Below are 23923 nucleotides of genomic sequence, written 5' to 3'. Positions count from 1 at the left end.
AAACCAAGCATATATATTTTGTTAATACCCTAGAAAAACCAATGGTTGATTACATCTAAAGATATTACACAAAATTATGGACTTGACTTTAACGCATCACTTATAAGTATAATCGTAGAAAAAATGCATATAAAAATAGATCATTAGTAACGATTTTGTAAGTGCGGACGCCTGAGGGAATAGTATGCGTGAGAGACTACAGGCTCGAGCCATACCCCTAGGCAAGCATGCACGTACAAAATCGTAAAGTATTATAAAAAATAAGCATATCACTATAAACTTAAAAAAAATCAGTTAAGTGATATGCTTATTTATTTTGAGTTAGAATTTATGTCCCAAAATCATTTTGAGGGTGAGACAAATTAATTGTCTCACCCTCAAATCATTCTATTCACAGTAGATTACTGGATTGAAGCTTATGCCCAACCTCTGTATCTAGCTGCTTCTGCTGTACGTTTAATACCTACAATATAAGCTGCTAAACGCATATCTATTTTTCTGTTTTCTGATAAGTTATAAACTGTATCAAATGCTTTAACTAGTTTTTCACGTAATTTTTCATTAACTTCTTCTTCAGTCCAATAATAACCTTGATTATTTTGTACCCACTCAAAGTATGAAACCGTTACGCCACCCGCACTTGCTAATACATCTGGTACTAATAAAATACCACGTTCACTTAAAATTTTAGTAGCTCCCATTGTAGTTGGACCATTTGCTGCTTCAACAATAATATTAGCTTTTATGTCATTTGCATTTTCTTCAGTAATTTGATTTGAGATTGCTGCTGGAACAAGAATGTCACAGTCAATTTCAAATAATTCTTTATTTGAAATAGTATCATCAAATAAATTAGTAACAGTTCCAAAGCTATCACGACGATCCAATAAATAATCGATATCTAAACCTTCAGGATCATGAAGTGCACCATAAGCATCAGAGATACCTACAATTTTTGCCCCTTGGTCATATAAGAATTTCGCTAAGAAACTACCGGCATTACCGAAGCCTTGTATAACGACTCTAGAACCTTCGATTGTTTTACCGCGTCTTTTGGCAGCTTGTTCAATTGCAATAACTACACCTAATGCAGTAGAACGGTCTCTACCTTGAGAACCACCTAACACAATTGGCTTACCAGTAATGAATCCAGGTGAATTAAATTCATCCATTTGACTGTATTCATCCATCATCCAAGCCATAATTTGTGAATTTGTAAATACATCTGGTGCTGGTATATCTTTTGTTGGCCCTACTATTTGAGAAATAGCACGAACATATCCACGAGATAATCTTTCAACTTCATGAATACTCATTTGTCTTGGGTCACAAACAATACCACCTTTACCGCCACCATATGGTAAATCTACAATTCCACATTTTAATGTCATCCACATAGATAAAGCTGTTACTTCTTCAACGTCAACATCAGGATGGAAACGTACGCCACCTTTTGTTGGACCAACTGCATCATTATGTTGGGCACGATACCCAGTAAACGTCTTAACAGAACCGTCATCCATTCTAACTGGTATACGCACTGTTAATAATCTCATTGGTTCCTTAATTAAATCGTACATCCCCTCATCAAAACCTAATTTATTAAGGGCTACACCAATAATTTCTTGTGTCGATGAAACTAAATTTAAATTTTCGCTCATGATCCTCTTCGCCTCTTTTTTAAATACTTTTAATCTCTAAATAATTGTAACATAATTGATTATTTTTAAAAGGTCTTTAACACTTTTTTGTAAACGTTATCAGATTTTTTATTTAAAAACAGACTTAACTTGATCAAGTGCCCAATCTAAATCTTCTTTTTCAATGATTAATGGCGGTGCAAAACGGATTACTGTATCATGAGTTTCTTTACATAATAGTCCTAATTCTTTTAATTTCTCACAATATGGTCTAGCATCTTCAGTTAACTCGATTCCGATGAATAATCCTTTACCTCTTACTTCTTTAATAGATGGATGTTCGATTTTTTTCAATTCATCTTTGAAATAAGTACCAAGCTCTAATGAACGCTCTGATAATTTTTCATCAATTATTACATCTAATGCTGCATTTGAAACAGCAGCAGCAAGTGGATTACCACCAAAAGTAGAACCATGAGAACCTGGATTAAATACTTCTAATATTTCTTTATTACCTACAATACATGAAATTGGGAATACGCCTCCGCCTAATGCTTTACCAAGAATATACATATCTGGTTGTACGTTATCCCAATCAGTAGCAAATAATTTTCCAGTTCTTCCTAAACCTGCTTGAATTTCATCTGCTATAAACAACACATTATTTTCATCACAGACTTCTCTAATTTGTTTTAAATAGCCATCTTCAGGTACATTAATACCCGCTTCACCTTGAATAGGCTCAATTAACACAGCTGCTGTGTTAGGTGTAATAGCTGATTTAATTTGCTCAATATCACCAAAATCAACGAGTTTAAATCCTCCTAATAATGGACCATAACCTCTTTGATATTCTTTTTCTGAAGAAAGTGAAACTGCAGCCATAGTACGACCATGAAAGTTTCCATTCATCGCAATAATTTCTGCTTTATTATCTTCTACACCTTTCACTTGATATGCCCAACGTCTTGCAGCTTTAATTGCTGTTTCAACAGCTTCTGCACCTGTATTCATAGGTAGTACCATTTCTTTGTTGGCAAGTTTACATATTTTTTCATACCATGGACCTAATTGATCACTATGGAATGCACGTGAAGTTAGTGTTACACGATCCGCTTGATCTTTTAATGCTTGGATGATTTTCGGATGACGATGACCTTGGTTAACAGCTGAATATGCTGATAACATATCTAAATAACGATTACCCTCTGGATCTTTCACCCAAATGCCTTCTGCTTCTGAAATTACAATTGGTAATGGCAAATAGTTTGGAGCACCAAATGTATTTGTTTGTTCAATTATTTCTTGTGATTTTGTCATATTAAATCTCCTCCCATTAAAACAGTAGAGCATGTATACGCCCTACTGTATTTTGAATATTCCAACATCATTATAACATTTCTGACGTAGTTCGTCCTTGTAAATGAAGTACTAAGTAATCTGGTCCTCCAGCTTTTGAGTCTGTACCAGACATTTTGAACCCACCAAATGGTTGATATCCAACAATCGCACCTGTACAACCTCTATTAAAGTATAAGTTACCTACTAAGAAGTTTTTGCGTGCTTGTTCTAATTTAAATCTATTATTAGAAATAACGCCGCCTGTTAAGCCATATTCAGTGTTGTTTGCAAATTCGATTGCTTGATCAAAATCTTTTGCTTTACTGAAACCAACAACTGGTCCAAAGATTTCTTCTTGCATCACTCTGTCATCATGTTTCAAATCAGCAATAACAGTCGGGTTAACAAAATGACCTTTTTCTTCATCAGTTGTTCCACCAGCTACAATACGGCCTTCTTTTTTACCGATTTCAATATATTTTTTAATTTTATTTAATGAATTTTCATCGATTACAGGTCCCATATAATTTTCATGATTTGTAGAATCGCCGACTGTTAATTTTTCAGTACGCTCAACCACTTTATATAATAAATCATCATAAATATCTTCAACAGCAATTACACGAGAACATGCAGAACATTTTTGTCCTGAAAAACCGAATGCTGATTGTACTATAGAATCTGCAGCTAAATCTAAATCACCTTCAGAATCAACAATGATAGTATCTTTACCACCCATCTCAGCAATTACACGCTTAAGATGTGTTTGACCTTTTTGTACTTTTGCTGCTCTTTCATAAATAGATACACCAACATCGCGAGAACCTGTGAATGAAATTAAACTTGTATCTTTATGATCAATTAAGTAATCACCGATTTCACTTGATGAACCAGGTATATAGTTTACTACCCCTTTTGGTAAACCAGCTTCTTCAAGAACTTCCATAAATTTATAAGCAATAACAGGTGTTTTTGAAGATGGCTTTAACAATACCGTATTACCTGTAACGATTGGTGCTACAGTAGTTCCTGCCATAATAGCAAATGCAAAGTTCCAAGGTGAAATAACGACACTAACACCAATTGGTAAATAATTATATTTATTATATTCTCCAGGACGGCTTTCTACTTTTTTACCGTCTTTTAGTTCTAACATTTGGCGCGCATAGTATTCCATAAAGTCAATCGCTTCAGCTGTATCAGCATCAGCTTCTTTCCATGGTTTACCACCTTCTTTAGAAAGTAACGCTGAGAATTCATGTTTGCGGCGTCTAGTAATTGCAGCTGCTCTAAATAACACATCTGCACGAACAATTGGATCAGTTTCTCTCCAAGTTTTAAAAGCTTCTTTAGCCGCTTCCATTGCTTTTTCAGCATGCTCTTTGTTTGCTTTAGAAACTAGTCCAACTGTTTCTTCTATATTAGAAGGATTATAAGAACGTGTTTTATCATCAGTAAAAATTCTTTCCCCTCCAACAATAATCGGATATTCTTTTCCTAAATATCCTTCAACAGTTTTAAGACCTTCTAAATAATCAGCCTTATTCTCCTCTTTCGTAAAATCAGTAAATGGTTCGTGTTTGTATGGAATCATTAAAGTAAACCTCCCTATGTTTATATGGGGCAAAAAAAGAAACCCCTTACATTCCTATAATGACAAACTTTTATAGATTACTTCAAGCTATTTTTTCCAAAAATTTAGGATTAAAATAAGTTGTAAAATTACTTCAAATAAATATACAAAAAGACGATTAAAAGTTCACTTAAACACTATAAAAATTTAATATTTTTTCATGATTTTCACTTACAAATAGCAGTGTTTTATTCTTTATAGTCCTTTAAACAAAAAATGAGTATACAAAAAGACGATTAAATAATTATTTAATCGTCTTCAAGATGCTTATTAGATTGATTAATCCATTTAGGCAACCTTTCTTCTAAAGGTTGAAACCCATATTTTTCTGTCTCACGTATTTCATCTAGAACTGAACGCTTTTCTTTCTTACGCTCTTGTCTCTTGAAATACTCATTCTCTTTTAGTGATAAATTTAGTTTACCATCTACTTCAACTTTGATCACTTTTGCCTTAACAATTTGACCAACACTTAAAAATTGATTGAGATTATGCACGTAATCATTCATCACTTCTGATATATGAATGAGACCTTCCACATGTTCAGGGGTTTCAACAAAGGCGCCATATGGCTGTATGCCAGTCACTTTTACCTTTACAAACTGACCAACTTTATATTGTTTTCCCACTTTTAGAAAACCCCTTGTACTTATAGTTATTAACTCTTACATCATAGCATAGTTATTTTTAATTAACCATTAATTTGATATATAATTCTGAAAATACAATGCATAAATATAACTTAAAGAATGAACTTGGAACAAATTGAACTTAAATTTATAAGTTCAGTTTGTTTTTTGTTTTAATAAGTAGATTTATTAAACATAGAATCAGTTCTTGAATGAATTCCAACTATTTAATAAATATTTAATTAATATTTGTTATTTTTTAGCGCTGACTCCTGCGGGAAAAGCATGATTCGAAGACTACAGGCTGAGAACATGCCCGCGGAAAGCATGCGCATAAAAAATACCAACAAAGTATATGAGTTGATCAATAATTTTCATAAAAAATAAGAGCAGAAATTCATTATTAAAATGAATTTCTGCTCTTAATAAATTCTAGGACATTTATATCCCAAAGTATTCTCTTATATTGCATTTCTCAACTAGCTTGTAATGATATTACTTTTATTACCATGATCTTACGATTGTTTAATCCTCAAACTTCATAGGATTTCAATCAGATAGAAGTTGGTGCAAAGCAATATTCACTTAGTTATTTTTTACTTTTATTCTCCTCTTGCTCTAAATGATCCATCACTTGTTTTTCAAATGATTTCATTTTCTCTTCGTCTTTTTTTGATTTTTTACGAAACATCATAAAAACAATGTACGCCAAAACCATAAATAATAACAACGTAGCAACAGCAGGAATATATTCTAATTTATTATCTGGAAAATAAAGAAATTCCATCATAATCCGACCACTCCCTTAGCATCTAGATTATAACAAAGATTAAGTCGAATGAATTGATTTTTTATGACAATTGAATGTCGATTTATTTTATAATATCAATTGTCTCGATTACTATGTCTTCAGCTGGCTTGTCATTAGCGCCAACTTTAACATTAGCGATTTCTTCTAAAATGTCTTCACCTTTAACGATATGACCAAATACTGAATGTTTTTGGTCTAACCAAGGTGTTCCACCTTTTTCAGCATAACGATCAACTATTTCTTCTGGCCAACCGCCATCTTTAAGTTGAGATAACATATTGGCTGGTACTTCTTTCATTTGGACGATGAAAAATTGAGAACCATTTGTATTTGGACCAGCGTTTGCCATTGATAATGCACCATACAAGTTAAATGCTTGTAATGAGAATTCATCTTCAAAAGCACTTCCATAAATACTTTCTCCACCCATACCAGTTCCTGTTGGGTCTCCACCTTGAACCATAAAGTCATTAATTACTCTATGGAAAATAATTCCGTCGTAATATTTTTTCTCAGCTAAGCCGATAAAGTTTTCTACTGTTTTAGGTGCTAGCTCAGGGAATAATTTGAAAGTCATATTACCTTTAGTTGTTTTAATTTCTACAACTCTTTCACCTTCTAGTATTTCATTTGTTAATTGTGGATAGTTTGTCATTTAAAATTCTCCATTCATGTTAAAATAATTACAATAGTGATATCATAACATAATTTAATAGAAAGGGGATATCAACATGTTATATCAATTTCCACATAAAACTGGTCAGTATGTTGTAGAAGTAATTGAAGAAAAAGGAGATCAACTTCTTGTTAAAATTTTAGCAGTATTGAAACATCCTAGACAAGGTGATTTACATAGCCCTAATGAAGTAGAAAATGTGTTTTTCCATGAAAGAAAAGCATTGAGTCAGTTTGAAAAAAGATATACAACAGCTCAATTTTTGAAAGCGTATAATGAAGAGGTACCGAATTATATTGAATCACTAAAATCTTCTATTTATGAATTAGAAGAGAAGATGAAGAAAAAAAATAACGCTTATAGTGATCAAGCATTAAAGTGTATAGAACAATTGAAAAAAGATTATTCGAGACAATATAAGGTTAATATATAAATTTTACAAAAAAATTCAAGAAATTTATTACGAGTTTCTTCATATTTAAAAATCGCCTAAAAATTCTGAAATATAGTAATGCTAGTATTTTCAAGCATTGAGATTATTGTGTATAATATTAATTAGGTGAATTTTTGGAGGGAGGTTATTAAATGAGTTTAATGCATATTATGATTTTATTACCTTTAATTTTTGCAATCATAATACCAATTTTATATAAGTTTTATAAAGGAACTCATCTAGGATGGTTTGTATTACCGATTCCTATTATTATATTTAGTTATTTTATGTCATACATAAAGGTTCCTGACTCGGACAAACCATTTATTGTCATTTGGGAATTCATGCCAAGAATAGGAATGAATTTTTCAGTTCATCTAGATGGTTTGAGTTTATTATTTGCATCATTAATTACAGGTATTGGAGCATTAGTCGTTCTTTATTCCATTACATATTTAAGTAAGAATGAATCATTAGGGAATTTTTATTGTTATTTATTAATATTTATGGGTGCAATGTTAGGTGTTGTTTTATCAGATAATCTACTTATGCTTTATCTATTCTGGGAATTAACATCTATTTCAAGTTTCTTACTAATCGCTTATTGGCGTCATAAACAGTCATCAATATATGGTGCTCAAAAGTCACTTTTAATCACAGTATTTGGTGGTTTAATGTTACTGGGTGGATTCATTTGTTTAGCATTAGCTGGTAATTCATGGAGTATTACTTCACTTATACAGAATGCAGAAACAATACAATCATCACCTTACTTTATATTTGCGATGATTTTAGTTTTAATTGGTGCAATGACTAAATCTGCACAATTTCCATTTCACATATGGTTACCTGATGCAATGGAAGCACCTACTCCAGTAAGTGCTTATTTACATTCAGCAACAATGGTTAAAGCAGGTATTTATTTAGTTGCTAGAACTACACCGATTTTTGCAGCAAGCGCAGGATTTGTGTGGGCGGTGACTGCAATAGGTTTAATAACACTATTCTGGGCATCATTTAATGCCGTAAAACAGCAAGATTTAAAAGGTATTTTAGCATTTTCAACTGTTTCTCAACTCGGTATGATTATGTCGATGTTAGGAATTGGTGCTGTAAGTTATCACTACTCTGGAGAAGAAAGTCAATTATTCTTAGCAAGTATAATCGCAGCAGTTTTCCATTTAATTAATCATGCTACATTTAAAGGCGCGTTATTTATGATTACAGGTACTATTGATCATGAAGTTGGTACAAGAGATATTAAAAAGTTGGGTGGACTAATGACCATCATGCCGATTTCTTGTACATTCACGATTATTACAGCTTTAAGTATGGCTGGTGTGCCACCGTTTAACGGATTCTTATCTAAAGAGTTATTTTTAACAGCGATGTTTGATGCTCATAAAGCAGATGTTTTCAGCTTATCAACAATTGGTTACTTACTACCAATCGTCGCTATTGTAGGTAGCATCTTCACGTTTGTGTATTCATTTAAATATGTACATGAAGTATTCTTTGGTGAATATAAACCAGATGCATTACCTAAAAAGCCACACGAAGCACCAATGCTTATGTTGTTGCCAACAGGTATTCTAACATTTTTAGTAGTGCTTTTCGGGTTATTCCCAAATATATTAAGTGAAAGTATTATTGCTCCAGCTGTAAGAGCTATAGCACCATTTGCTGATGCACCTGAAGTACATATATCACACTGGCACGGTATCACACCTGCTTTAATAGGTACATTAATTGTATTTATAGTAGGTTTCTTATTATTTAAATCCGTTGAAAAATGGATTGGTGTTTACAATATTCAGCCAGAATATTTAACGTTTAATTATTATTACGATAGAGGTATTCAATTAAGCTCTTATTTATCTAATAAAATTACTCAAAGTTATATGACTGGATTTATTAGAACATACTTAATGTATATATTTGCTTTCTTTATTATTATGACTGCACTAACTTTATTCACGCATCCTGTTAGTATCGCATTTGATAATATAAGCGAAATTAGACCATATGAAGTGATTTTAATGGGATTAATTTTAGTAAGTACATTTTGTATCGTATTAGCAAAATCAAGATTGTTCAGTATCATTATGCTTGCTGCAGTTGGATACTCAGTTGCATTATTCTTTGTATTCTTTGGTGCACCTGATTTGGCACTAACACAATTATCTATTGAAACAATTTCAACTGCCCTATTCTTATTATGTTTCTATCATTTACCTAAAATGAATAGACACGATGAAAACCGTAAATTTAAAATCGGTAATTTCATAATTTCTATTTGTATAGGTATTGCTGTAATTACAATTGGGCTAATTGCATATGGTAATAGACATTATGATTCAATTTCTAAATATTATATTGATAATGTTTATGACTTAGCAGCAGGTAAAAATATGGTCAATGTAATACTTGTAGACTTCCGTGGTTTTGATACATTGTTTGAATCTGCAGTATTAGGTATTGCTGGTTTAGGAATTTATACTTTAATTAAACTACGTAATAATGATAAAAATGGAGGTGAAGAACATGAAGAAACAATCGAATGATGTGTTCTTTCAGTTTAATTCCATAATCATTTTCTTAATTATTATGATGTATGCTGTTTCTATATTCTTTGGTGGACACTATACTCCTGGTGGAGGATTCGTTGGTGGTTTATTACTATCATCTGCAGTTATCATCATCGGGATAGCATTTGACACTAAAACATTAAAGAAAATGTTTCCTTTTGACTTTAAATTGGTGACAGGCACTGGTTTATTCTTTTGTGTTCTTACACCTATTTTAAGTTGGACTTACAATAAAACATTTTTTACACACGCATTTGGGGAATTTCACCTCCCTATATTTGGTGAAGTACATTGGCATACAGCAATGCTATTTGATTTAGGCGTACTGCTAGCTGTTGTAGGTACTGCGATAACGATTATATTAGCGATTGGAGAGAATGAATAATGGAAATATTAATGATTTTCGTTTCGGGTATTATTATATCTGTATCAGTATACCTAGTTCTCTCTAAAAGTTTAATTAGGATTATTATTGGTACAACGTTACTTTCACACGGTGTTCATTTAATGCTTCTTACTATGGGTGGATTAAAGAAAGGTGCTTTACCAATTGAAGAAGAAGGCATCAAAAATTATGTTGATCCATTACCACAAGCATTGATTTTAACAGCAATTGTTATTGCATTTGCTGTTACAGCATTTTTCTTAGTACTAGCTTTTAGAAGTTATAAAGAGCTTGGAACTGATAATTTAGAAGAGATGAAGGAGGTACCGAAAGATGAATAATTTGATTATTGTACCTCTTATCATTACATTTTTAACTGCTGTTACTTTAATTTTTGTAGGTCCAAGACCTTATTTAAAGCGTAAAGTCGTACTAACTGGTTTTACTTTAGCCTTTTTAGTAAGTTTATATAATATCTATATGATTAATATGGATGGCACACAAACACTGAACTTAGGTAGTTGGCCAGTTCCGTATAGTATTGTCATATACGTTGATATGTTGAGTGCTTTGTTAGTTAGTACGAGTTTGTTTATTACACTCGTCGTACTCATATACTCACACCAATCGATTGGTATACACCGGGAAAGATATTTTTATTACTTTGGTGTATCAATGATGGTTACTGGTGTTAACGGTGCCTTTATGACGGGCGATTTATTTAACTTATTCGTATTTTTCGAAGTATTCTTAATGTCATCATATTTATTACTTGTGATTGGTGGAACAAAAATTCAATTACAAGAAAGTATTAAATATATATTAGTTAACGTTTTAACTTCAGCTTTCTTTGTACTTGGTGTTGGTATGCTCTACTCCATAACAGGAACATTAAATATGGGTGACTTACACGTTAAACTTGCTGACCTTTCAGAAGCAAATTTAAATATAGTCGTAATTACTTTTATTATGTTTTTATTTGTTTTTGCTACTAAAGCAGGTATGTTCCCATTGTATTTCTGGTTACCTGGAGCTTATTACGCACCACCTATCCCGATTATTGCTTTATTCGGTGCATTACTAACTAAAGTAGGCGCATATGCAATCATGCGTACTTTCAGTTTATTCTATTCAACGAATAGTGAGTTTATAACTCAAACATTGATTGTACTTGCTATACTAACCATTATTATGGGTTGTATAGGTGCGATAGCATACTATGATGTTAAAAAGATTATTATTTATAATATTATGATTGCGATTGGTGTCATTCTTATCGGTGCTGCAATGATGGACAAAAATGGTATGATGGGTAGCATTTATTACTTACTACATGACATGATTATTAAAGCTTCTTTATTCTTATTAATTGGTGTCATCATTAAAATAACTGGTTCACCAGATTTAAGAAAATATAGTGGTCTAATCAACCATTATCCAGTTCTAGGATGGATATACTTTATTGCCGCACTATCATTAGCCGGGATACCTCCATTAAGTGGTTTCTACGGTAAGTATTTTATCGTAATGTCTACATTTGAAAATGGTCATTATATAAGTGGTATTGTCGTATTATTATCTAGTTTATGTGTCCTTTACTCAGTAATGCGAATCTTCTTAATGGCATTTTGGGGAGAAGAAAAAGGATATGTTTACAATCCTAAATTACCAATTAATAAGTTAATGATCGCATCAATCACAATTACAGTAGTGGCAATATTATTTGGACTTGGCGCAGACTTTTTATATCCTCTTATAGAAAAAGCAGCCTTGCCTTTCTATAACCCTGAGACATATGTAAATGCGTTAGGAGGCGATTATTAATGGCTATACAAGTACTAATTAATGTTCTATTAGCAACTCTATGGATGATGCTTTCTGAGACATATACTTTTGGTGCATTCATATTTGGATATTTATTCGGTATATTGTTTGTATTAGTTGCTTTACCCCTACTACCTGGCAAACATTTGTACTTACGTCCAGTATGGAAAAGTATCTTATTAGCTATATTATTTATGAAAGAATTGATACTTGCTAATATAGATGTAATTAAAATTGTTATCCAAAAAGAAATTCATAATAAACCAGCATTCTTTGCATACCCAACAGAACTAGAGCATGATTGGGAAATTACATTACTATCACAATTGATTACATTAACGCCTGGAACAATCGTCGTAGCCATTTCAGATGATAAAAAAACACTTTATATTCACTCTATAGATTTTTCTGATATAGATTCGGAAATAAGTTCTATTAAAGATTCATTTGAAAAAGCAATCAAGGAGGTGAGCATACGATGACAAATATATTCGTAATAATCGCGATTATCATCGTTGCACTCTCTATGATAGGTATTCTTGTTCGTGTCATAATCGGACCAACTTTAGCTGATAGAGTAATCGCTCTTGACGCATTAGGCATAACTTTAATGGCAATGATTGCATTGTTCTCTGTATTAACTAACACAAGATATTTATTCGTTATACTTTTATTAATAGGTATTTTAGCATTCCTAGGTACTGCAGCATTTGCGAAGTTCATGGATAAAGGAGAGATCATTGAAAATGATAGAAACGATTCTTATTAGTATCTCAATAATTATGATGGTCATTGGTGCATGCTTTAGCTTTTTCGCAGCGTTAGGTATTCTAAGATTACCAGATGTGTTCTCACGAGCACATGCTTCTGGTAAAGCTTCAACTCTTGGAGTTATGTTAATTTTATTAGGTGTAATGATCTACTTCATAGGTAAAGAAGGTCATTTCAATGTTCAATTATTACTAGGTATTATTTTTATATTTATTACAGGTCCTTTAGCAGGACACTTAGTTTCAAGAAGTGCGTATTATATGGGGGTTAAACCAACTGAACGTACAATTCGAGACGATTTAAAAGATGCAAAATAAACAATACTTTAGGAATTAAAAAAGACGAAATTCACTCTTTATCGTGAATTTCGTCTTTTTCTTTGGGATTCTATAAATCTATGTCTCATCCCTATTTTTATCTTTTCTTTTTTATAGCTATAGTTGCTCTAATTACTGAAATTAATTGCTCTTCTTCATTTGTTACTTTAACATCCCATACTTGTGTAGTACGTCCGATATGAAGTGCTTTCCCCACAGCTCTTACTTCACCGCTTCGTATAGATTTAATATGATTTGCATTAATTTCTAATCCTAAAGGTATTTCATCTTCATTTGAAGATATATGTGCACCAACAGATGCTGCTGTTTCAGCTAATGCGATTGTTGCGCCACCATGTAAATATCCAAATGGTTGTTTGACTTTGTCAGTTACAGGCATTGTCATTTCAATATAACCATATTTTGATTCTACTGTTTCTATTTGAAGATTTTCTATTAAGTCCATATTATGATCCCCCTTATTGATACTATAATACCATAGCAGCGATAAAGCCAAATATCAATAATGGTATATTATATATAATAAAATTGGGTATACAAGTATCTCTTATATGATCATGTTCTCCATCGACATTCAATCCTGCTGTTGGACCTAATGTTGAATCACTTGCAGGACTCCCTGAATCGCCTAATGCACCTGCAGTACCAATCACTGCTATTAGTGCCATAGAACTCATACCAATTTCTTGTCCGAATGGGATAAATAAACTTGCAATAATGGGAATGGTTGCAAATGAAGAACCTATGCCTAATGTCACGATCAATCCTATTATCAACATCATTATGATACTAAAAGCTTTGTTATCGCCTGTAATAGAAGAGAGACTTTTAACTAGTGTACCTACTTCATTCGTTTCATTCATTACACCCGCAAAACCATTCGCAGTTAAAATAACAACACCTATATATGCCATTATTTGAATTCCTTCAACTAATTTAACATCTAAATCTTTCCAGTTATATAATCCTGAGAAGAAGAAAATTAGAATACCAGCTAAAGCACCGAATATCATTGATTCTGTAAATGTCTGAACAATAAATGTTGCTAAAATGGCAACTCCAGTAACAATTAAAGGATATGGTTTTAAAGTTTTCAATTCTTGTTCTTCTTCTATTTTTATTGTTTTATATGTTCTTGGTCTCCAATAAAGTATGATTGCAATTATTAATCCAACAACATAGCCCATTGAAGGAATAAGCATTGCTTTCCAAATATTATAAAATTCTATATCTACATTTGCTTTACCAAATGCATCAAATATAATTGACTGGAAGATGTGTCCGTATCCGTATGGTAATAATATATAAGGAAAACATAATCCAAAACCTATTACTGTTGCTATTAACCTTCTATCCATTTTTAATTCATTAAATAGACTTAATAATGGTGGTATAAGGATTGGTATAAAAGCTATATGGACAGGTATAATATTCTGACTTAAAATTGAAATAACGAGTAATACAGCTACCAAAGTAATTTTAATTTTAAGTCTACTTTTTTGCGAATTTTCTTTTTTCATTGATTTGATGATTTTACCAACTATGTAGTCAGTAATTCCACTATATGAAATAAGTGCCGCAAATCCACCTAATAAAGCATATGATAGTGCAACTTCTGAACCATCAACGATTGTTTTTCCAAATGTAGATATCACTTTATCAAGCGACATACCACTTAACAAACCACCTGTTAATGCACCCACGAAAATACTCAAAACGACATTAAGTCTCATTAAACAAAGTATAATCATTACAATAACAGCTACAAGTACTGCATTAAATTCCAAAAAGACCCTCTCCATTCTTTAACTCTCTACCACGATAAAGTAAAATGATGAATTTATCATATCAGTTGAGAAATATGATGTCAATATATCGATAACTAGTCAGAATTTTTAGAATAATATAATTTAAAAAATACTTACAAAACCAGTGTGACTTTGTAAGTATTTTTCGATTATTTTATAATATATCGCATTATCTGTTTTTTAAGAAATGAATAACCGTAGGAATCATTGCACCAGTAGCGCCTTTTGGTCCACGGAACGATACTTTTTCAGTTTCACCTGATCCAGCAATATCAAAATGTAAATGAGGGATATCTCCACTGAAATGTGTTACAAATGCTGCAGCAAATAGCGCTTTACCATTTTTATTTAATATACAGTTTGTTAAATCGGCAACTTCTGAAGACTTAATATCATCTTTTTCTTCGTCTGTAATTGGTAATTCAAAACTTATTTCATTTGAATACCTTGCTGCTTTCTTTACATCTTCAATATATTGATCTGCATCACTAGAGAATATACCTGTTTTTCCTAATCCTAATGCAGCAACTACAGCACCTGTTAATGTAGCAAAGTTCATAATAAGTTCTGGTTTATACTGAGCAACATATGAAACAGCATCTGCTAAAACAAGTCTACCTTCAGCATCTGTATTTGTAATTTCAACAGTTTCACCACTTAAAGCAGTAAATACATCATCAGGTTTCATTGCATTACTAGATACCATATTTTCAGCTAACGGCAATACAGCAACTATGTGAACAGGTAATTGCAATTCTGAGATCGCATTAACCATTGCTACTACATTACTAGCACCACTCATATCGTATTTCATAGTAGGCATGCCTGTTTTGGATTTAATTTGATAACCACCAGAATCGTAAGTGACCCCTTTTCCTACTAAGGCGATAGGATCATTTTTAGATCCTTTATACTCTAAAGTAACTAGGCGTGGAGGGTTTACAGACCCTTTACCAACTGCATCTAATAAGCCAATACCTTCCTCGCGAATAGCTTGTTCGTCTTTGATAGTGACCTGAACTTTAGAGTTTTTAAAATGTTCTTCAATTTGTTGTGCAAAATAATCAGGTGTCAAAATATTAGGAGGTGTTTGTGAATAAGTTCTCGCCAAATTGATACTATCTCCTAATATCTCACCGTGCTTAATGTATGACTCAATATCTTCATTAGATGTAGAAATAAAGTTTATCTTAGTTTCAACATTCGCTGATTTATTTGACTTATAATGATCAAATTGGAATACAGCTTGTTTTGATAACCATCCGAATCGATATAATCGTTCTTTTTCAGTAACATTTTGTGTTAAAAATGTATCATCAAATAGATTAACAGTTTCTATTTTATTGCTATGTAGATAACGGCTTAAATTACCATATATAACTTGATAATCGTTTTCTTTAATTTCCTTTAAATTTCCTAAACCTATAGAAATTAATTTAACAATATTATTATTAACAGTAACGGCAGTACTTGTAACTTCACCTAGTTCACTACTTATAATTTGTTGTTTTTTCAAATTATCTAACTGCCCATTTAATATATTATTCACTTCTTCAAAATTATGCATTTGATTTAAATGACTTGGGCAACCTATTATAATTGGAAATTCATTATTTGAATATTTTTCTAAAATGTTAAATTTCATATTATTATCCCCTTTGTTAGAACATTGAATAACCACTTCTTCTTAAATTCCTTATAACAAAACCTGCTACAATCGCACCAATCCATCCTGAACCGAGCATTAATATGTCAGCTGTATGTATATTTGTTATGCCAGAAATAAGTTTTGAAAATGCTGTTGATGGATCTGTAAAGTACATAGCTGTCGATATTTTATCTACAATCGCAAAAATAACGAATGGATAAAATACAACCATTAGCCAAGTAGTTTTTAATAGCATATTCAATATAAATGCGATGCCAAAAAACAAAACAAAAAACAATGCCATTGATATGATAACTTGAGGTAAAGATATCATAGCTAACCTCCTTTAAAAAAAGAGACCCGCCTAATAGCAGGGCTCTACATTTAATAATTAATCAATTAGAATTTACCTTTTTTATAGGCTAATCCGATACCACCGATTTTGAAAATAGCGCGAGTATCGATAACTTTTTTCATGAATGCTGCTTTTTTACCAGTAATTTCACGACCCATAACGACACCAACACCGTCACGGCTACCTAATGAACATACAGTACCTTTGTCATCATAAGAGAAAGCTTCTGTTTTTTCACCGTTAAAGATGTTTTTAATATTTTTAGCAAGGTGTTCACCTTGTTGCATAGCGATTTGAGCTGTTGTTGGAAGTGGACGTTTGTTGTCTCCTTCACCAGCCATAACAGCTGAACAGTCACCAATAACGAAGATATCATCGTAATTGTCGATTGATAAATCATCTTTAACAACGATACGACCACGTTTAACGCCATCGAATGATTCTTCCATTAATTTGCTACCTCTAACTCCAGCAGCCCAGATTGCTGTGTTTGCTTCAAGAGTTTGTTCTACATCATTAACTTTAACTACGAAGCCTTTTTCGTTACAAGCAACGATTGGTGTAGAAATTTTGAATTCTACTCCACGGTCTTCTAAATATTTAACAACATAGTTCACTAAGTTTTCTGAGAACATTGGTAACATTTTTGGAGCAGCCTCAACACAAGTAATTTTAACTTTAGATTGATCTACACCGTATTTTTTACATAATTCAGGGATACGTTCAGTTAATTCACCTAGTAATTCAACACCAGTGAAACCAGCACCACCTACTAAAATAGCTAAATCATTTTCATCTTTTTCTTTAGATGCAGCATAATTAGCAAATTTATCTTCAATATGCTTAGAAATACGACGAGAAGTGTTAATATTTTCGATTTGAAGAGCATGTTCTTTCATACCTTCAATTCCAAATGTTTCACTTTCGAATCCTAATGCAACAACTAAAATGTCATATTCAAATATACCATTAGATGTTTCAACTGTTTTAGCATCTTTATTGATTTTACTAACTTCTGCTTTTACAAAGTTTACTTTATTTCTATCAATTACATTTGTAATTGGATATAAAGCATCTTCGTAATTTAATGTTCCAGCTGAAGTTTCATGTAACCATGTAGCTTCATAGTGATAATCATTTTTGTTGATTAAAGTAACGTCAACATCTTGGTTTGAAACTAATTTTTGCAATTTAGTTACTGTTTGTAAGCCAGCGTAACCTGCCCCTAATACGAGAACTTTTTTACGTTCAAATCCCATTATTTTCACCTATACTTTCTAATATTTGTTTGACACTTATAGGAAAGTTGTGTCACTTTGTGTTTTTCATCACAAGTAATGATACTGCTATTTACATACAAGTACAATTGTATATTTTTATAAAGATAAATTCAAGTGTCACATGTTATTTCCTTAGCAATTCTCTGGCGTACCTGCAACGTCTTTTGTTTTAAATGAACTTCCACAACCGCAAGCTGCAATTGCATTAGGATTCTCAATAGAAAATCCACCGCCCATTAATGATGTTTTGAAGTCAATTGTTGTACCATTTAGTATCGGAGCATCATTCTTATCTACTATTACTTTAACACCAAAAAATTCTAGTGTTTCGTCGTTTTCAGCAGGTTCTTCTTCTGCAGACATACCATAAGATAGTCCTGTGCAACCGCCACCTTTAACAGATACTCTTAAATAACCATTTGGCATATCGTTACTTTTCATCATATCTTTAACTTCATAAGCTGCTGCTTCAGTTAATATAACTGTTGACATATTTATTCCTCCTAAAAAATCCAATTTTCTTCTATGTGACTATATATATTTTCTAGTAATTCTTCTGGTGTCTCTCCCTTAACCATATCTCCGTTAACTAGTGCATATAACCCTCTTGCACATGGTCCACAATTTTGTAGACAACCGTATTCCAATACATCTACTTCTGGATCATTGTCGAGCTTGTTAAACACTACATCAGCACCCTTGGCTAAGTTTGAAATACAAAATTCGACAATCGGATTCAATGTGTTCACCTACTCACTTTATATTCATTAAACTATTTTAACATTCATTGTAGTTTATGCCAAAAAAGATTATACTAAAAGTATACTTATATATTATAAAATATATACATACAAATTTGTAGAAATTTGATTTATGGACAAAGGAGAATAACGATGAAAAGCTTAGTATTATTAGGGGGCGGATATGGTAATATGCGTTTGATGAAAGAAATCCTTCCAAGCATTTTACCGTCCGATTATTCAATTACGCTGATTGATCGTATGCCATTTCATGGTTTAAAAACAGAATTCTACGCATTAGCAGCAGGTACAAAACCAGATAAAGATATTCGTGTTCAATTTCCTAAAGACAAAAAAATTAATACAGTATATGGGGAAATTACTGATATTGATTTAGATAATCAAATTGTTTCAGTTGGTGACTCACGTGTTGATTACGATGAACTTGTTATCGGCTTAGGATGTGAAGATAAATATCATAATGTACCTGGAGCAAAAGACTACACTTACAGTATTCAAACAGTACAAAATGCTCGTAAAACATATCAAGCAATATGTGACTTACCAAGTGATGCTACTGTCGGAATTGTTGGTGCGGGTTTAAGTGGTATCGAATTAGCTAGTGAATTACGTGAAAGCAGACAAGATATCAAGATTAAACTTTTTGATAGAGGTTCTAGAATTTTACCTGCATTTCCAGAAAAGTTAAGTAAATATGTAAAGAAATGGTTTGATAAACATAATGTAGAAGTTGTTCCTAATTCAAATATTACACAAGTTGAGCCTGGCCAATTATACAACAATGAAGACATTCATAATGTAGATTTAGTCGTTTGGACTGCCGGCATTCAACCAGTTGAAATCGTAAGAAATCTTCCAGTTGATACTAATGATGGTAGAAGAGTTATTGTAAACCAATATCATCAAATTCCAACTTATAAAAATGTATATATTGTAGGTGACTGTGCAGCATTGCCTCACGCACCAAGTGCTTATTTAGCAGAAATACAAGCAGATCAAATTGCTGAAGTTATGAAATTACAATGGACTGATAAACCTTTACCAGAAAAAATGCCCGAGTTAAAACCTCAAGGATTTGTAGGTTCACTTGGTGAGAAACAAGGCTTCGCTTATCTAATGGAACAAACAGTTACAGGACGATTAGCAAGAGTCATTAAATCAGGAGTACTCTGGTTATATAAATACCATAATGGATAATGATAAAAAGTAGCAGAAATATCTGCTACTTTTTTTATTGTTCAATGGCGACATGTTCATCAATAAATCTCGTGATATGCTTTAACTGAATAAAACCATCAGCAACATATTCATCATTTATTGTAACAAGTGGATAAAACAATTCATCTTCATTAATTCTTTCTATAAACTGAAGATCATGATCTGTTAAATTTTCAGTCTGTTTAAAAAAATCAATATAAGTGTATTCAAATTCTAAATCCGTATATTTTCTTCCTAAAATAGCTTGTAACCATTCATATGTGTCCTTCGATGATGGTGCATTAACACAACTCGCACATACAACATCTGCACCATAAACTACTATACTTGCTTTGGACATATAATCATACCCCCCTAGTTTGATGAATAGATTTTTTACCTTATATCTATTATAATAGATTAATAAGATTAATGTATCTAATAACACTTGATGAGAGGAGTATTTATATATATGACTACTGAACAACAAACAATGTTTGATCAAGTTAGTGATGTACTTGAGAAATTAAGACCATTCCTATTACGCGATGGTGGTGACTGTGAATTAGTAGATGTTGATGATGGTATCGTTAAACTACGATTACTCGGAGCTTGTGGTACATGTCCAAGTTCTACAATTACTCTAAAAGCTGGCATAGAACGTGCTTTACTAGAAGAAGTACCTGGCGTTGTAGAAGTAGAACAAGTTTTCTAATCACTTTCATTTTATTTATAAGTATTAAAAAAGCACCGTGCCATAAAGTTGGCACGGTGCTTTTTTTCTTTCTATTTATCAAGTTTGGCTCGTCTTGATAAATTCAGCCCGTCTATTTATCATGTTTGACTCATCTTGCAATATTCAGCCTCTCAATTTATCATGTTGACCTTGTCTTGCAATATTCAGCCTCTCTATTTATCATGTTTGCTTCGTCTTGCAATATTCAGACTCTCTATTTATCATGTTTGACTCATCTTGCAATATTCAGCCTTTCTATTTATCATGTTTGCCTCATCTTGCAATATTCAGACTCTCTATTTATCATGTTTGACTCATCTTGCAATATTCAGCCCGTTTATTTATCATGTTTGCCTCGTCTTGATAAATTCAGACTCTCTATTTATCATGTTTGCCTAGTCATGCAATATTCAGTCCGTCTATTTATCATGTTAGCCTCGTCTTACAATATTCAGCCCGTCCATTTTATCATGTTGGGCCCGTCTTGATAAATTCAAGACAGGTTGTCGACAGTCTGAAGCACCGTGCCATAAAGTTGGCACGGTGCTTTTTAATATTTCCTAGGTAATATTATTAATATTGTCGACTTACTTTATTATCATATTGTCCATTTATATGGTTAATCATTTGCTCGTTAATATAGACCCAACCTTTCCAACCTATATGAACTGCATCTGTAATGACATATGGTTCATATTCTTTATCGGTTATGTCATATACTTTCATATTATTTGATGTGAGCATTTTATTAATCTTTTGATATACTGCTTCTCTTTTCTCTCTATTAACATTAATATGATCATACCATTTTCCATTTGCTGGAATAACAACAAATAATGGATCTGTATTTACTTCTTTTAATGTGTCAATTAACAACTGTAAGTCATCGAATTCTTTAGACTGGTTATTGAACTCGTAATTTCTATTGTATCTTTTTCGTTGCTCTTTTAATAAATTCCAATATTGGTCATTCATTCCGAAATTATTAGTTGTAGAATGCTTTTCACCATATTGATTAGCATATAATCTCATTTCATCCCATTTCATATGACTAAAATGATGTTTAGAACTATTCGTTAAAGCGACTTTTTCTCTACCAAAAATAGACTTTAAAGCATCATGTTTTTCATGGATGTTATTTTCAAAATCATTCATAAAAGTTCCTTCATCATACTGATGATTTTTTTTACTTAATACAGAATTTAAATATGGATCTGATTTTAATTGTTTAAATTGAACTAATCTTTTTGCAAATCTGTCTTTTAATTCTGGACTCAAAGATTTAATTTTAAATAAATGATCCGCTTGTAATGGTGAAAATCTAGCGCTAAAGTTATCATTTGTTAAACCATGATCAGTAAACCACTGGGGTGAAATGATGATAGCTACTTTTTTTCCATTTAGATTGTGTGCTTGGCTGCCAACATTAATTGCATGGATTAAATCTGTAGAGCCACCTGTTCCAATTAAATATGGCTTTAATTTAGCATTTTTATCTTTCAAAATATGCGCTGGATGAAATATATCTTGTTTTTCCAATTCACTTGAGCCAAATATAGGATAATAATGTTTACTTAACAACATTTCCTCTTGAGAGTGCACGCCTTTTAGTACAGAATCATTTAAAGAAATTGCTTCTTTATTAATATTGTCTTGTTTAGATAAAGATGTAAGCCATTCAACTGGAATTAATAAAAATAAGCCAAATAAAATACCACTTAACAATAAAGGCAACAATAATTTTATTTTCATTGTAATTCCTTAAGTACTTTTATAATTTTATTCGGTGTTGCCCACTCATCTCTATCAAAATCCGTAATTGTAACATCAATGTCTAAATTATTTTGAATTTCTAACAACAAGCCTATAGTTGCAAATGAATCTATAAACCCTTCTTCAAAAATTTCGATATCAGGGTTTTCTTTTACGATATCATTTTCAGCAACTTCAGCTAATATATTTAATACTTTTTCTTCAAAATTCATAATATAACTCCCTTATTTAATGTATTAATTTTCCTGAGAATAATAAAAATCCAAATGCTACACTATGGAATGTAATTAATATTGCGATCACATTCATTAACTTATAATTAAGTTTTGGCGGATGCTTTTTGCGCCATTGTTCAAAATAACCATATGCAATAAATAAGAATGCGTGATATAAACCATAAAGAATATAATGTATTTCAATACCATGCCAAATTCCCATAATAAAGAAATTGATTAAAAATCCCAGGTTAGATATTAACAGCTTATCTTTTAGTAATTTTTCTTTGGATACCCAAAAAACAAACCTCATATATATACAATCTCTGAACCAAAAAGATAAACTCATATGCCATCTATTCCAAAATTCTTTAATATTTTTAGCTTTAAATGGCTTGTTAAAGTTAATTGGAGTTTGAATTCCGAATAAATAACTAAATGCTATAGCAAATAAACTGTATCCTGCAAAATCAAAAAACAGATAAAAACTATACCCGTACATGTAATAAAGATAATTTAAAAAGGTAGGATCTGTATCTATTGGCGTAACTTTAATTACATTTTCATTTATGTAATAAGCAATAATATACTTATATAAAAATCCCATAAACACCATATGTATAGCTTTTATAAGCATTCCATAATAAACATTGGGTTCAGGAATCTTTTCTTCATCCTTGATAAATCGCTTATATCTATCTATAGGACCTGAAGATATCGTTGGAAAGAATGTAATAAAATCAATTAGTTTCATTGTATTGATTGATTTTATTCTATTATCACGAATTTCCATAATGAGTTGAACACTTTTAAATGCAATATACGAAATACCTAGAAATCCTATAAATTCAATTAATTTATTACCGTGAACTGTTATTTGAAAATCCCCTAGCCAACTACTTTGTAATATTTTCACAATAATTAAAGGTAATATTGAAAGTACTATTGCAAAAGCATAATTTTTAAACTGGTTTGTTTTCTTTGCTATCGAAATATAAACTCTAATCAATACAACTTGATAACATATATATAGAGCAAAGAAAATAAATTGATAACTTAAAAATTTATTATCATATAAGTT

General features: G+C 31.7%; 27 protein-coding genes. 10 read left to right on the top strand and 17 right to left on the bottom strand.

All coding sequences use genetic code 11. The features are described from left to right. Window positions 1-416: 416 nt before the first annotated feature. The 6 genes from CD129_RS03240 to CD129_RS03215 all read right to left on the bottom strand — a co-directional run bounded on the left by CD129_RS03240 (window position 417) and on the right by CD129_RS03215 (window position 6709). Window positions 417-1661 (bottom strand): Glu/Leu/Phe/Val family dehydrogenase, encoded by a 1245-nt coding sequence (locus CD129_RS03240; protein ID WP_078357657.1) that lies wholly within the window; start codon window positions 1659-1661, stop codon window positions 417-419. Between the two features lie 108 nt (window positions 1662-1769). Beyond that, on the bottom strand, window positions 1770-2960 hold the full coding sequence (locus tag CD129_RS03235) for an ornithine--oxo-acid transaminase (protein ID WP_078357658.1): 1191 nt from the start codon (window positions 2958-2960) through the stop codon (window positions 1770-1772). A gap of 70 nt (window positions 2961-3030) precedes the next feature. Next, window positions 3031-4575 (bottom strand): L-glutamate gamma-semialdehyde dehydrogenase, encoded by a 1545-nt coding sequence (gene pruA / locus CD129_RS03230; RefSeq protein WP_107510099.1) that lies wholly within the window; start codon window positions 4573-4575, stop codon window positions 3031-3033. 287 nt (window positions 4576-4862) lie between these two features. Then, complete coding sequence (ygs, locus tag CD129_RS03225; protein WP_078357660.1) at window positions 4863-5243, bottom strand: S1 domain-containing post-transcriptional regulator Ygs; 381 nt, start codon at window positions 5241-5243, stop codon at window positions 4863-4865. A gap of 589 nt (window positions 5244-5832) precedes the next feature. Beyond that, window positions 5833-6033, bottom strand: a complete 201-nt coding sequence (locus tag CD129_RS03220) for a hypothetical protein (protein WP_078357661.1) — start codon at window positions 6031-6033, stop codon at window positions 5833-5835. Between the two features lie 82 nt (window positions 6034-6115). Beyond that, window positions 6116-6709 (bottom strand): peptidylprolyl isomerase, encoded by a 594-nt coding sequence (locus tag CD129_RS03215; RefSeq protein ID WP_078357662.1) that lies wholly within the window; start codon window positions 6707-6709, stop codon window positions 6116-6118. A 76-nt stretch (window positions 6710-6785) separates the two neighbouring features. On the opposite strand from CD129_RS03215, the gene kapB reads away from it, so the two are divergent. The 8 genes from kapB to mnhG all read left to right on the top strand — a co-directional run bounded on the left by kapB (window position 6786) and on the right by mnhG (window position 13048). Further along, window positions 6786-7163: a sporulation phosphorelay system protein KapB gene (gene kapB / locus CD129_RS03210; RefSeq protein ID WP_107509679.1), complete on the top strand. Its 378-nt coding sequence runs from the start codon at window positions 6786-6788 to the stop codon at window positions 7161-7163. 152 nt (window positions 7164-7315) lie between these two features. Beyond that, the gene (locus CD129_RS03205; RefSeq protein ID WP_107509678.1) at window positions 7316-9727 is read left to right on the top strand and encodes a Na+/H+ antiporter subunit A; all 2412 of its coding nucleotides are present in this window, start codon (window positions 7316-7318) and stop codon (window positions 9725-9727) included. Further along, the gene (locus tag CD129_RS03200) at window positions 9708-10136 is read left to right on the top strand and encodes a Na(+)/H(+) antiporter subunit B (protein ID WP_078357665.1); all 429 of its coding nucleotides are present in this window, start codon (window positions 9708-9710) and stop codon (window positions 10134-10136) included. The genes CD129_RS03205 and CD129_RS03200 overlap by 20 nt, the downstream gene beginning before the upstream one ends. After that, on the top strand, window positions 10136-10477 hold the full coding sequence (locus tag CD129_RS03195) for a Na(+)/H(+) antiporter subunit C (RefSeq protein WP_078357666.1): 342 nt from the start codon (window positions 10136-10138) through the stop codon (window positions 10475-10477). Before CD129_RS03200 ends, CD129_RS03195 begins: the two co-directional genes overlap by 1 nt. Next, on the top strand, window positions 10470-11960 hold the full coding sequence (locus tag CD129_RS03190; protein WP_078357667.1) for a Na+/H+ antiporter subunit D: 1491 nt from the start codon (window positions 10470-10472) through the stop codon (window positions 11958-11960). Before CD129_RS03195 ends, CD129_RS03190 begins: the two co-directional genes overlap by 8 nt. After that, window positions 11960-12442, top strand: coding sequence for a Na+/H+ antiporter subunit E (locus CD129_RS03185; RefSeq protein ID WP_078357668.1), 483 nt, complete (start codon window positions 11960-11962; stop codon window positions 12440-12442). The genes CD129_RS03190 and CD129_RS03185 overlap by 1 nt, the downstream gene beginning before the upstream one ends. Then, the gene (locus CD129_RS03180; protein WP_078357669.1) at window positions 12439-12729 is read left to right on the top strand and encodes a Na(+)/H(+) antiporter subunit F1; all 291 of its coding nucleotides are present in this window, start codon (window positions 12439-12441) and stop codon (window positions 12727-12729) included. Before CD129_RS03185 ends, CD129_RS03180 begins: the two co-directional genes overlap by 4 nt. After that, window positions 12707-13048 carry a monovalent cation/H(+) antiporter subunit G gene (gene mnhG / locus CD129_RS03175; protein WP_078357670.1) on the top strand — a complete coding sequence of 114 codons (342 nt, stop codon included), beginning with the start codon at window positions 12707-12709 and terminating at the stop codon, window positions 13046-13048. Before CD129_RS03180 ends, mnhG begins: the two co-directional genes overlap by 23 nt. A 97-nt stretch (window positions 13049-13145) precedes the next feature. On the opposite strand, the gene CD129_RS03170 is transcribed toward mnhG, so the two are convergent. The 7 genes from CD129_RS03170 to CD129_RS03140 form a co-directional block, all read right to left on the bottom strand. Beyond that, entirely contained in the window at window positions 13146-13514 is a 369-nt protein-coding gene (locus CD129_RS03170) for a PaaI family thioesterase (protein WP_078357671.1), read from the bottom strand. A 22-nt stretch (window positions 13515-13536) separates the two neighbouring features. Then, window positions 13537-14871, bottom strand: a complete 1335-nt coding sequence (locus CD129_RS03165) for a Na+/H+ antiporter family protein (RefSeq protein WP_174221870.1) — start codon at window positions 14869-14871, stop codon at window positions 13537-13539. A gap of 175 nt (window positions 14872-15046) precedes the next feature. Beyond that, window positions 15047-16522, bottom strand: coding sequence for a M17 family metallopeptidase (locus CD129_RS03160; RefSeq protein ID WP_115337664.1), 1476 nt, complete (start codon window positions 16520-16522; stop codon window positions 15047-15049). Between the two features lie 16 nt (window positions 16523-16538). Beyond that, window positions 16539-16859: a YuiB family protein gene (locus CD129_RS03155; protein ID WP_078357674.1), complete on the bottom strand. Its 321-nt coding sequence runs from the start codon at window positions 16857-16859 to the stop codon at window positions 16539-16541. 65 nt (window positions 16860-16924) lie between these two features. After that, window positions 16925-18139, bottom strand: a complete 1215-nt coding sequence (locus CD129_RS03150; protein ID WP_078357675.1) for an NAD(P)/FAD-dependent oxidoreductase — start codon at window positions 18137-18139, stop codon at window positions 16925-16927. A gap of 153 nt (window positions 18140-18292) precedes the next feature. Continuing rightward, window positions 18293-18652, bottom strand: coding sequence for a HesB/IscA family protein (locus tag CD129_RS03145; protein ID WP_078357676.1), 360 nt, complete (start codon window positions 18650-18652; stop codon window positions 18293-18295). 11 nt (window positions 18653-18663) lie between these two features. After that, window positions 18664-18900 carry a YuzB family protein gene (locus tag CD129_RS03140; RefSeq protein ID WP_025904683.1) on the bottom strand — a complete coding sequence of 79 codons (237 nt, stop codon included), beginning with the start codon at window positions 18898-18900 and terminating at the stop codon, window positions 18664-18666. A 153-nt stretch (window positions 18901-19053) separates the two neighbouring features. Between CD129_RS03140 and CD129_RS03135 the strand changes: the two genes are divergently transcribed. Next, entirely contained in the window at window positions 19054-20118 is a 1065-nt protein-coding gene (locus tag CD129_RS03135; protein ID WP_078357677.1) for an NAD(P)/FAD-dependent oxidoreductase, read from the top strand. A gap of 34 nt (window positions 20119-20152) precedes the next feature. On the opposite strand, the gene CD129_RS03130 is transcribed toward CD129_RS03135, so the two are convergent. After that, window positions 20153-20479 (bottom strand): YuzD family protein, encoded by a 327-nt coding sequence (locus CD129_RS03130; RefSeq protein WP_107509674.1) that lies wholly within the window; start codon window positions 20477-20479, stop codon window positions 20153-20155. 111 nt (window positions 20480-20590) lie between these two features. Between CD129_RS03130 and CD129_RS03125 the strand changes: the two genes are divergently transcribed. Next, window positions 20591-20833, top strand: coding sequence for a NifU family protein (locus tag CD129_RS03125; RefSeq protein ID WP_017001072.1), 243 nt, complete (start codon window positions 20591-20593; stop codon window positions 20831-20833). A 594-nt stretch (window positions 20834-21427) separates the two neighbouring features. On the opposite strand, the gene dltD is transcribed toward CD129_RS03125, so the two are convergent. From dltD to dltB, 3 genes are all read right to left on the bottom strand, one after another. Beyond that, window positions 21428-22606 (bottom strand): D-alanyl-lipoteichoic acid biosynthesis protein DltD, encoded by a 1179-nt coding sequence (gene dltD, locus CD129_RS03120; RefSeq protein WP_115337665.1) that lies wholly within the window; start codon window positions 22604-22606, stop codon window positions 21428-21430. Continuing rightward, a complete protein-coding gene (gene dltC, locus CD129_RS03115; RefSeq protein WP_115337666.1) occupies window positions 22603-22839 on the bottom strand; it encodes a D-alanine--poly(phosphoribitol) ligase subunit 2 in 237 nt (78 codons plus the stop codon). Before dltC ends, dltD begins: the two co-directional genes overlap by 4 nt. Before the next feature lie 16 nt (window positions 22840-22855). Then, on the bottom strand, window positions 22856-23923 hold a 1068-nt coding region (dltB, locus tag CD129_RS03110), incomplete at its 5' end, for a D-alanyl-lipoteichoic acid biosynthesis protein DltB (protein WP_126577731.1).

The organism is Mammaliicoccus fleurettii (assembly GCF_003970575.1).
Classification (GTDB): Bacteria; Bacillota; Bacilli; order Staphylococcales; family Staphylococcaceae; genus Mammaliicoccus; species Mammaliicoccus fleurettii.
The sequence above is the reverse complement of the archived record's forward strand: the minus strand, read 5'-3'. Positions and strand labels throughout refer to the sequence as shown.

Coding starts and splice junctions, on each gene's coding strand:
- CD129_RS03240 (WP_078357657.1), bottom strand. CDS start 1,661: ATGAGCGAAAATTTAAATTTAGTTTCATCGACACAAGAAATTATTGGT.
- CD129_RS03235 (WP_078357658.1), bottom strand. CDS start 2,960: ATGACAAAATCACAAGAAATAATTGAACAAACAAATACATTTGGTGCT.
- pruA (WP_107510099.1), bottom strand. CDS start 4,575: ATGATTCCATACAAACACGAACCATTTACTGATTTTACGAAAGAGGAG.
- CD129_RS03220 (WP_078357661.1), bottom strand. CDS start 6,033: ATGATGGAATTTCTTTATTTTCCAGATAATAAATTAGAATATATTCCT.
- CD129_RS03215 (WP_078357662.1), bottom strand. CDS start 6,709: ATGACAAACTATCCACAATTAACAAATGAAATACTAGAAGGTGAAAGA.
- kapB (WP_107509679.1), top strand. CDS start 6,786: ATGTTATATCAATTTCCACATAAAACTGGTCAGTATGTTGTAGAAGTA.
- CD129_RS03205 (WP_107509678.1), top strand. CDS start 7,316: ATGAGTTTAATGCATATTATGATTTTATTACCTTTAATTTTTGCAATC.
- CD129_RS03200 (WP_078357665.1), top strand. CDS start 9,708: ATGAAGAAACAATCGAATGATGTGTTCTTTCAGTTTAATTCCATAATC.
- CD129_RS03195 (WP_078357666.1), top strand. CDS start 10,136: ATGGAAATATTAATGATTTTCGTTTCGGGTATTATTATATCTGTATCA.
- CD129_RS03190 (WP_078357667.1), top strand. CDS start 10,470: ATGAATAATTTGATTATTGTACCTCTTATCATTACATTTTTAACTGCT.
- CD129_RS03185 (WP_078357668.1), top strand. CDS start 11,960: ATGGCTATACAAGTACTAATTAATGTTCTATTAGCAACTCTATGGATG.
- CD129_RS03180 (WP_078357669.1), top strand. CDS start 12,439: ATGACAAATATATTCGTAATAATCGCGATTATCATCGTTGCACTCTCT.
- mnhG (WP_078357670.1), top strand. CDS start 12,707: ATGATAGAAACGATTCTTATTAGTATCTCAATAATTATGATGGTCATT.
- CD129_RS03170 (WP_078357671.1), bottom strand. CDS start 13,514: ATGGACTTAATAGAAAATCTTCAAATAGAAACAGTAGAATCAAAATAT.
- CD129_RS03165 (WP_174221870.1), bottom strand. CDS start 14,871: ATGGAGAGGGTCTTTTTGGAATTTAATGCAGTACTTGTAGCTGTTATT.
- CD129_RS03160 (WP_115337664.1), bottom strand. CDS start 16,522: ATGAAATTTAACATTTTAGAAAAATATTCAAATAATGAATTTCCAATT.
- CD129_RS03155 (WP_078357674.1), bottom strand. CDS start 16,859: ATGATATCTTTACCTCAAGTTATCATATCAATGGCATTGTTTTTTGTT.
- CD129_RS03150 (WP_078357675.1), bottom strand. CDS start 18,139: ATGGGATTTGAACGTAAAAAAGTTCTCGTATTAGGGGCAGGTTACGCT.
- CD129_RS03145 (WP_078357676.1), bottom strand. CDS start 18,652: ATGTCAACAGTTATATTAACTGAAGCAGCAGCTTATGAAGTTAAAGAT.
- CD129_RS03135 (WP_078357677.1), top strand. CDS start 19,054: ATGAAAAGCTTAGTATTATTAGGGGGCGGATATGGTAATATGCGTTTG.
- CD129_RS03130 (WP_107509674.1), bottom strand. CDS start 20,479: ATGTCCAAAGCAAGTATAGTAGTTTATGGTGCAGATGTTGTATGTGCG.
- CD129_RS03125 (WP_017001072.1), top strand. CDS start 20,591: ATGACTACTGAACAACAAACAATGTTTGATCAAGTTAGTGATGTACTT.
- dltD (WP_115337665.1), bottom strand. CDS start 22,606: ATGAAAATAAAATTATTGTTGCCTTTATTGTTAAGTGGTATTTTATTT.
- dltC (WP_115337666.1), bottom strand. CDS start 22,839: ATGAATTTTGAAGAAAAAGTATTAAATATATTAGCTGAAGTTGCTGAA.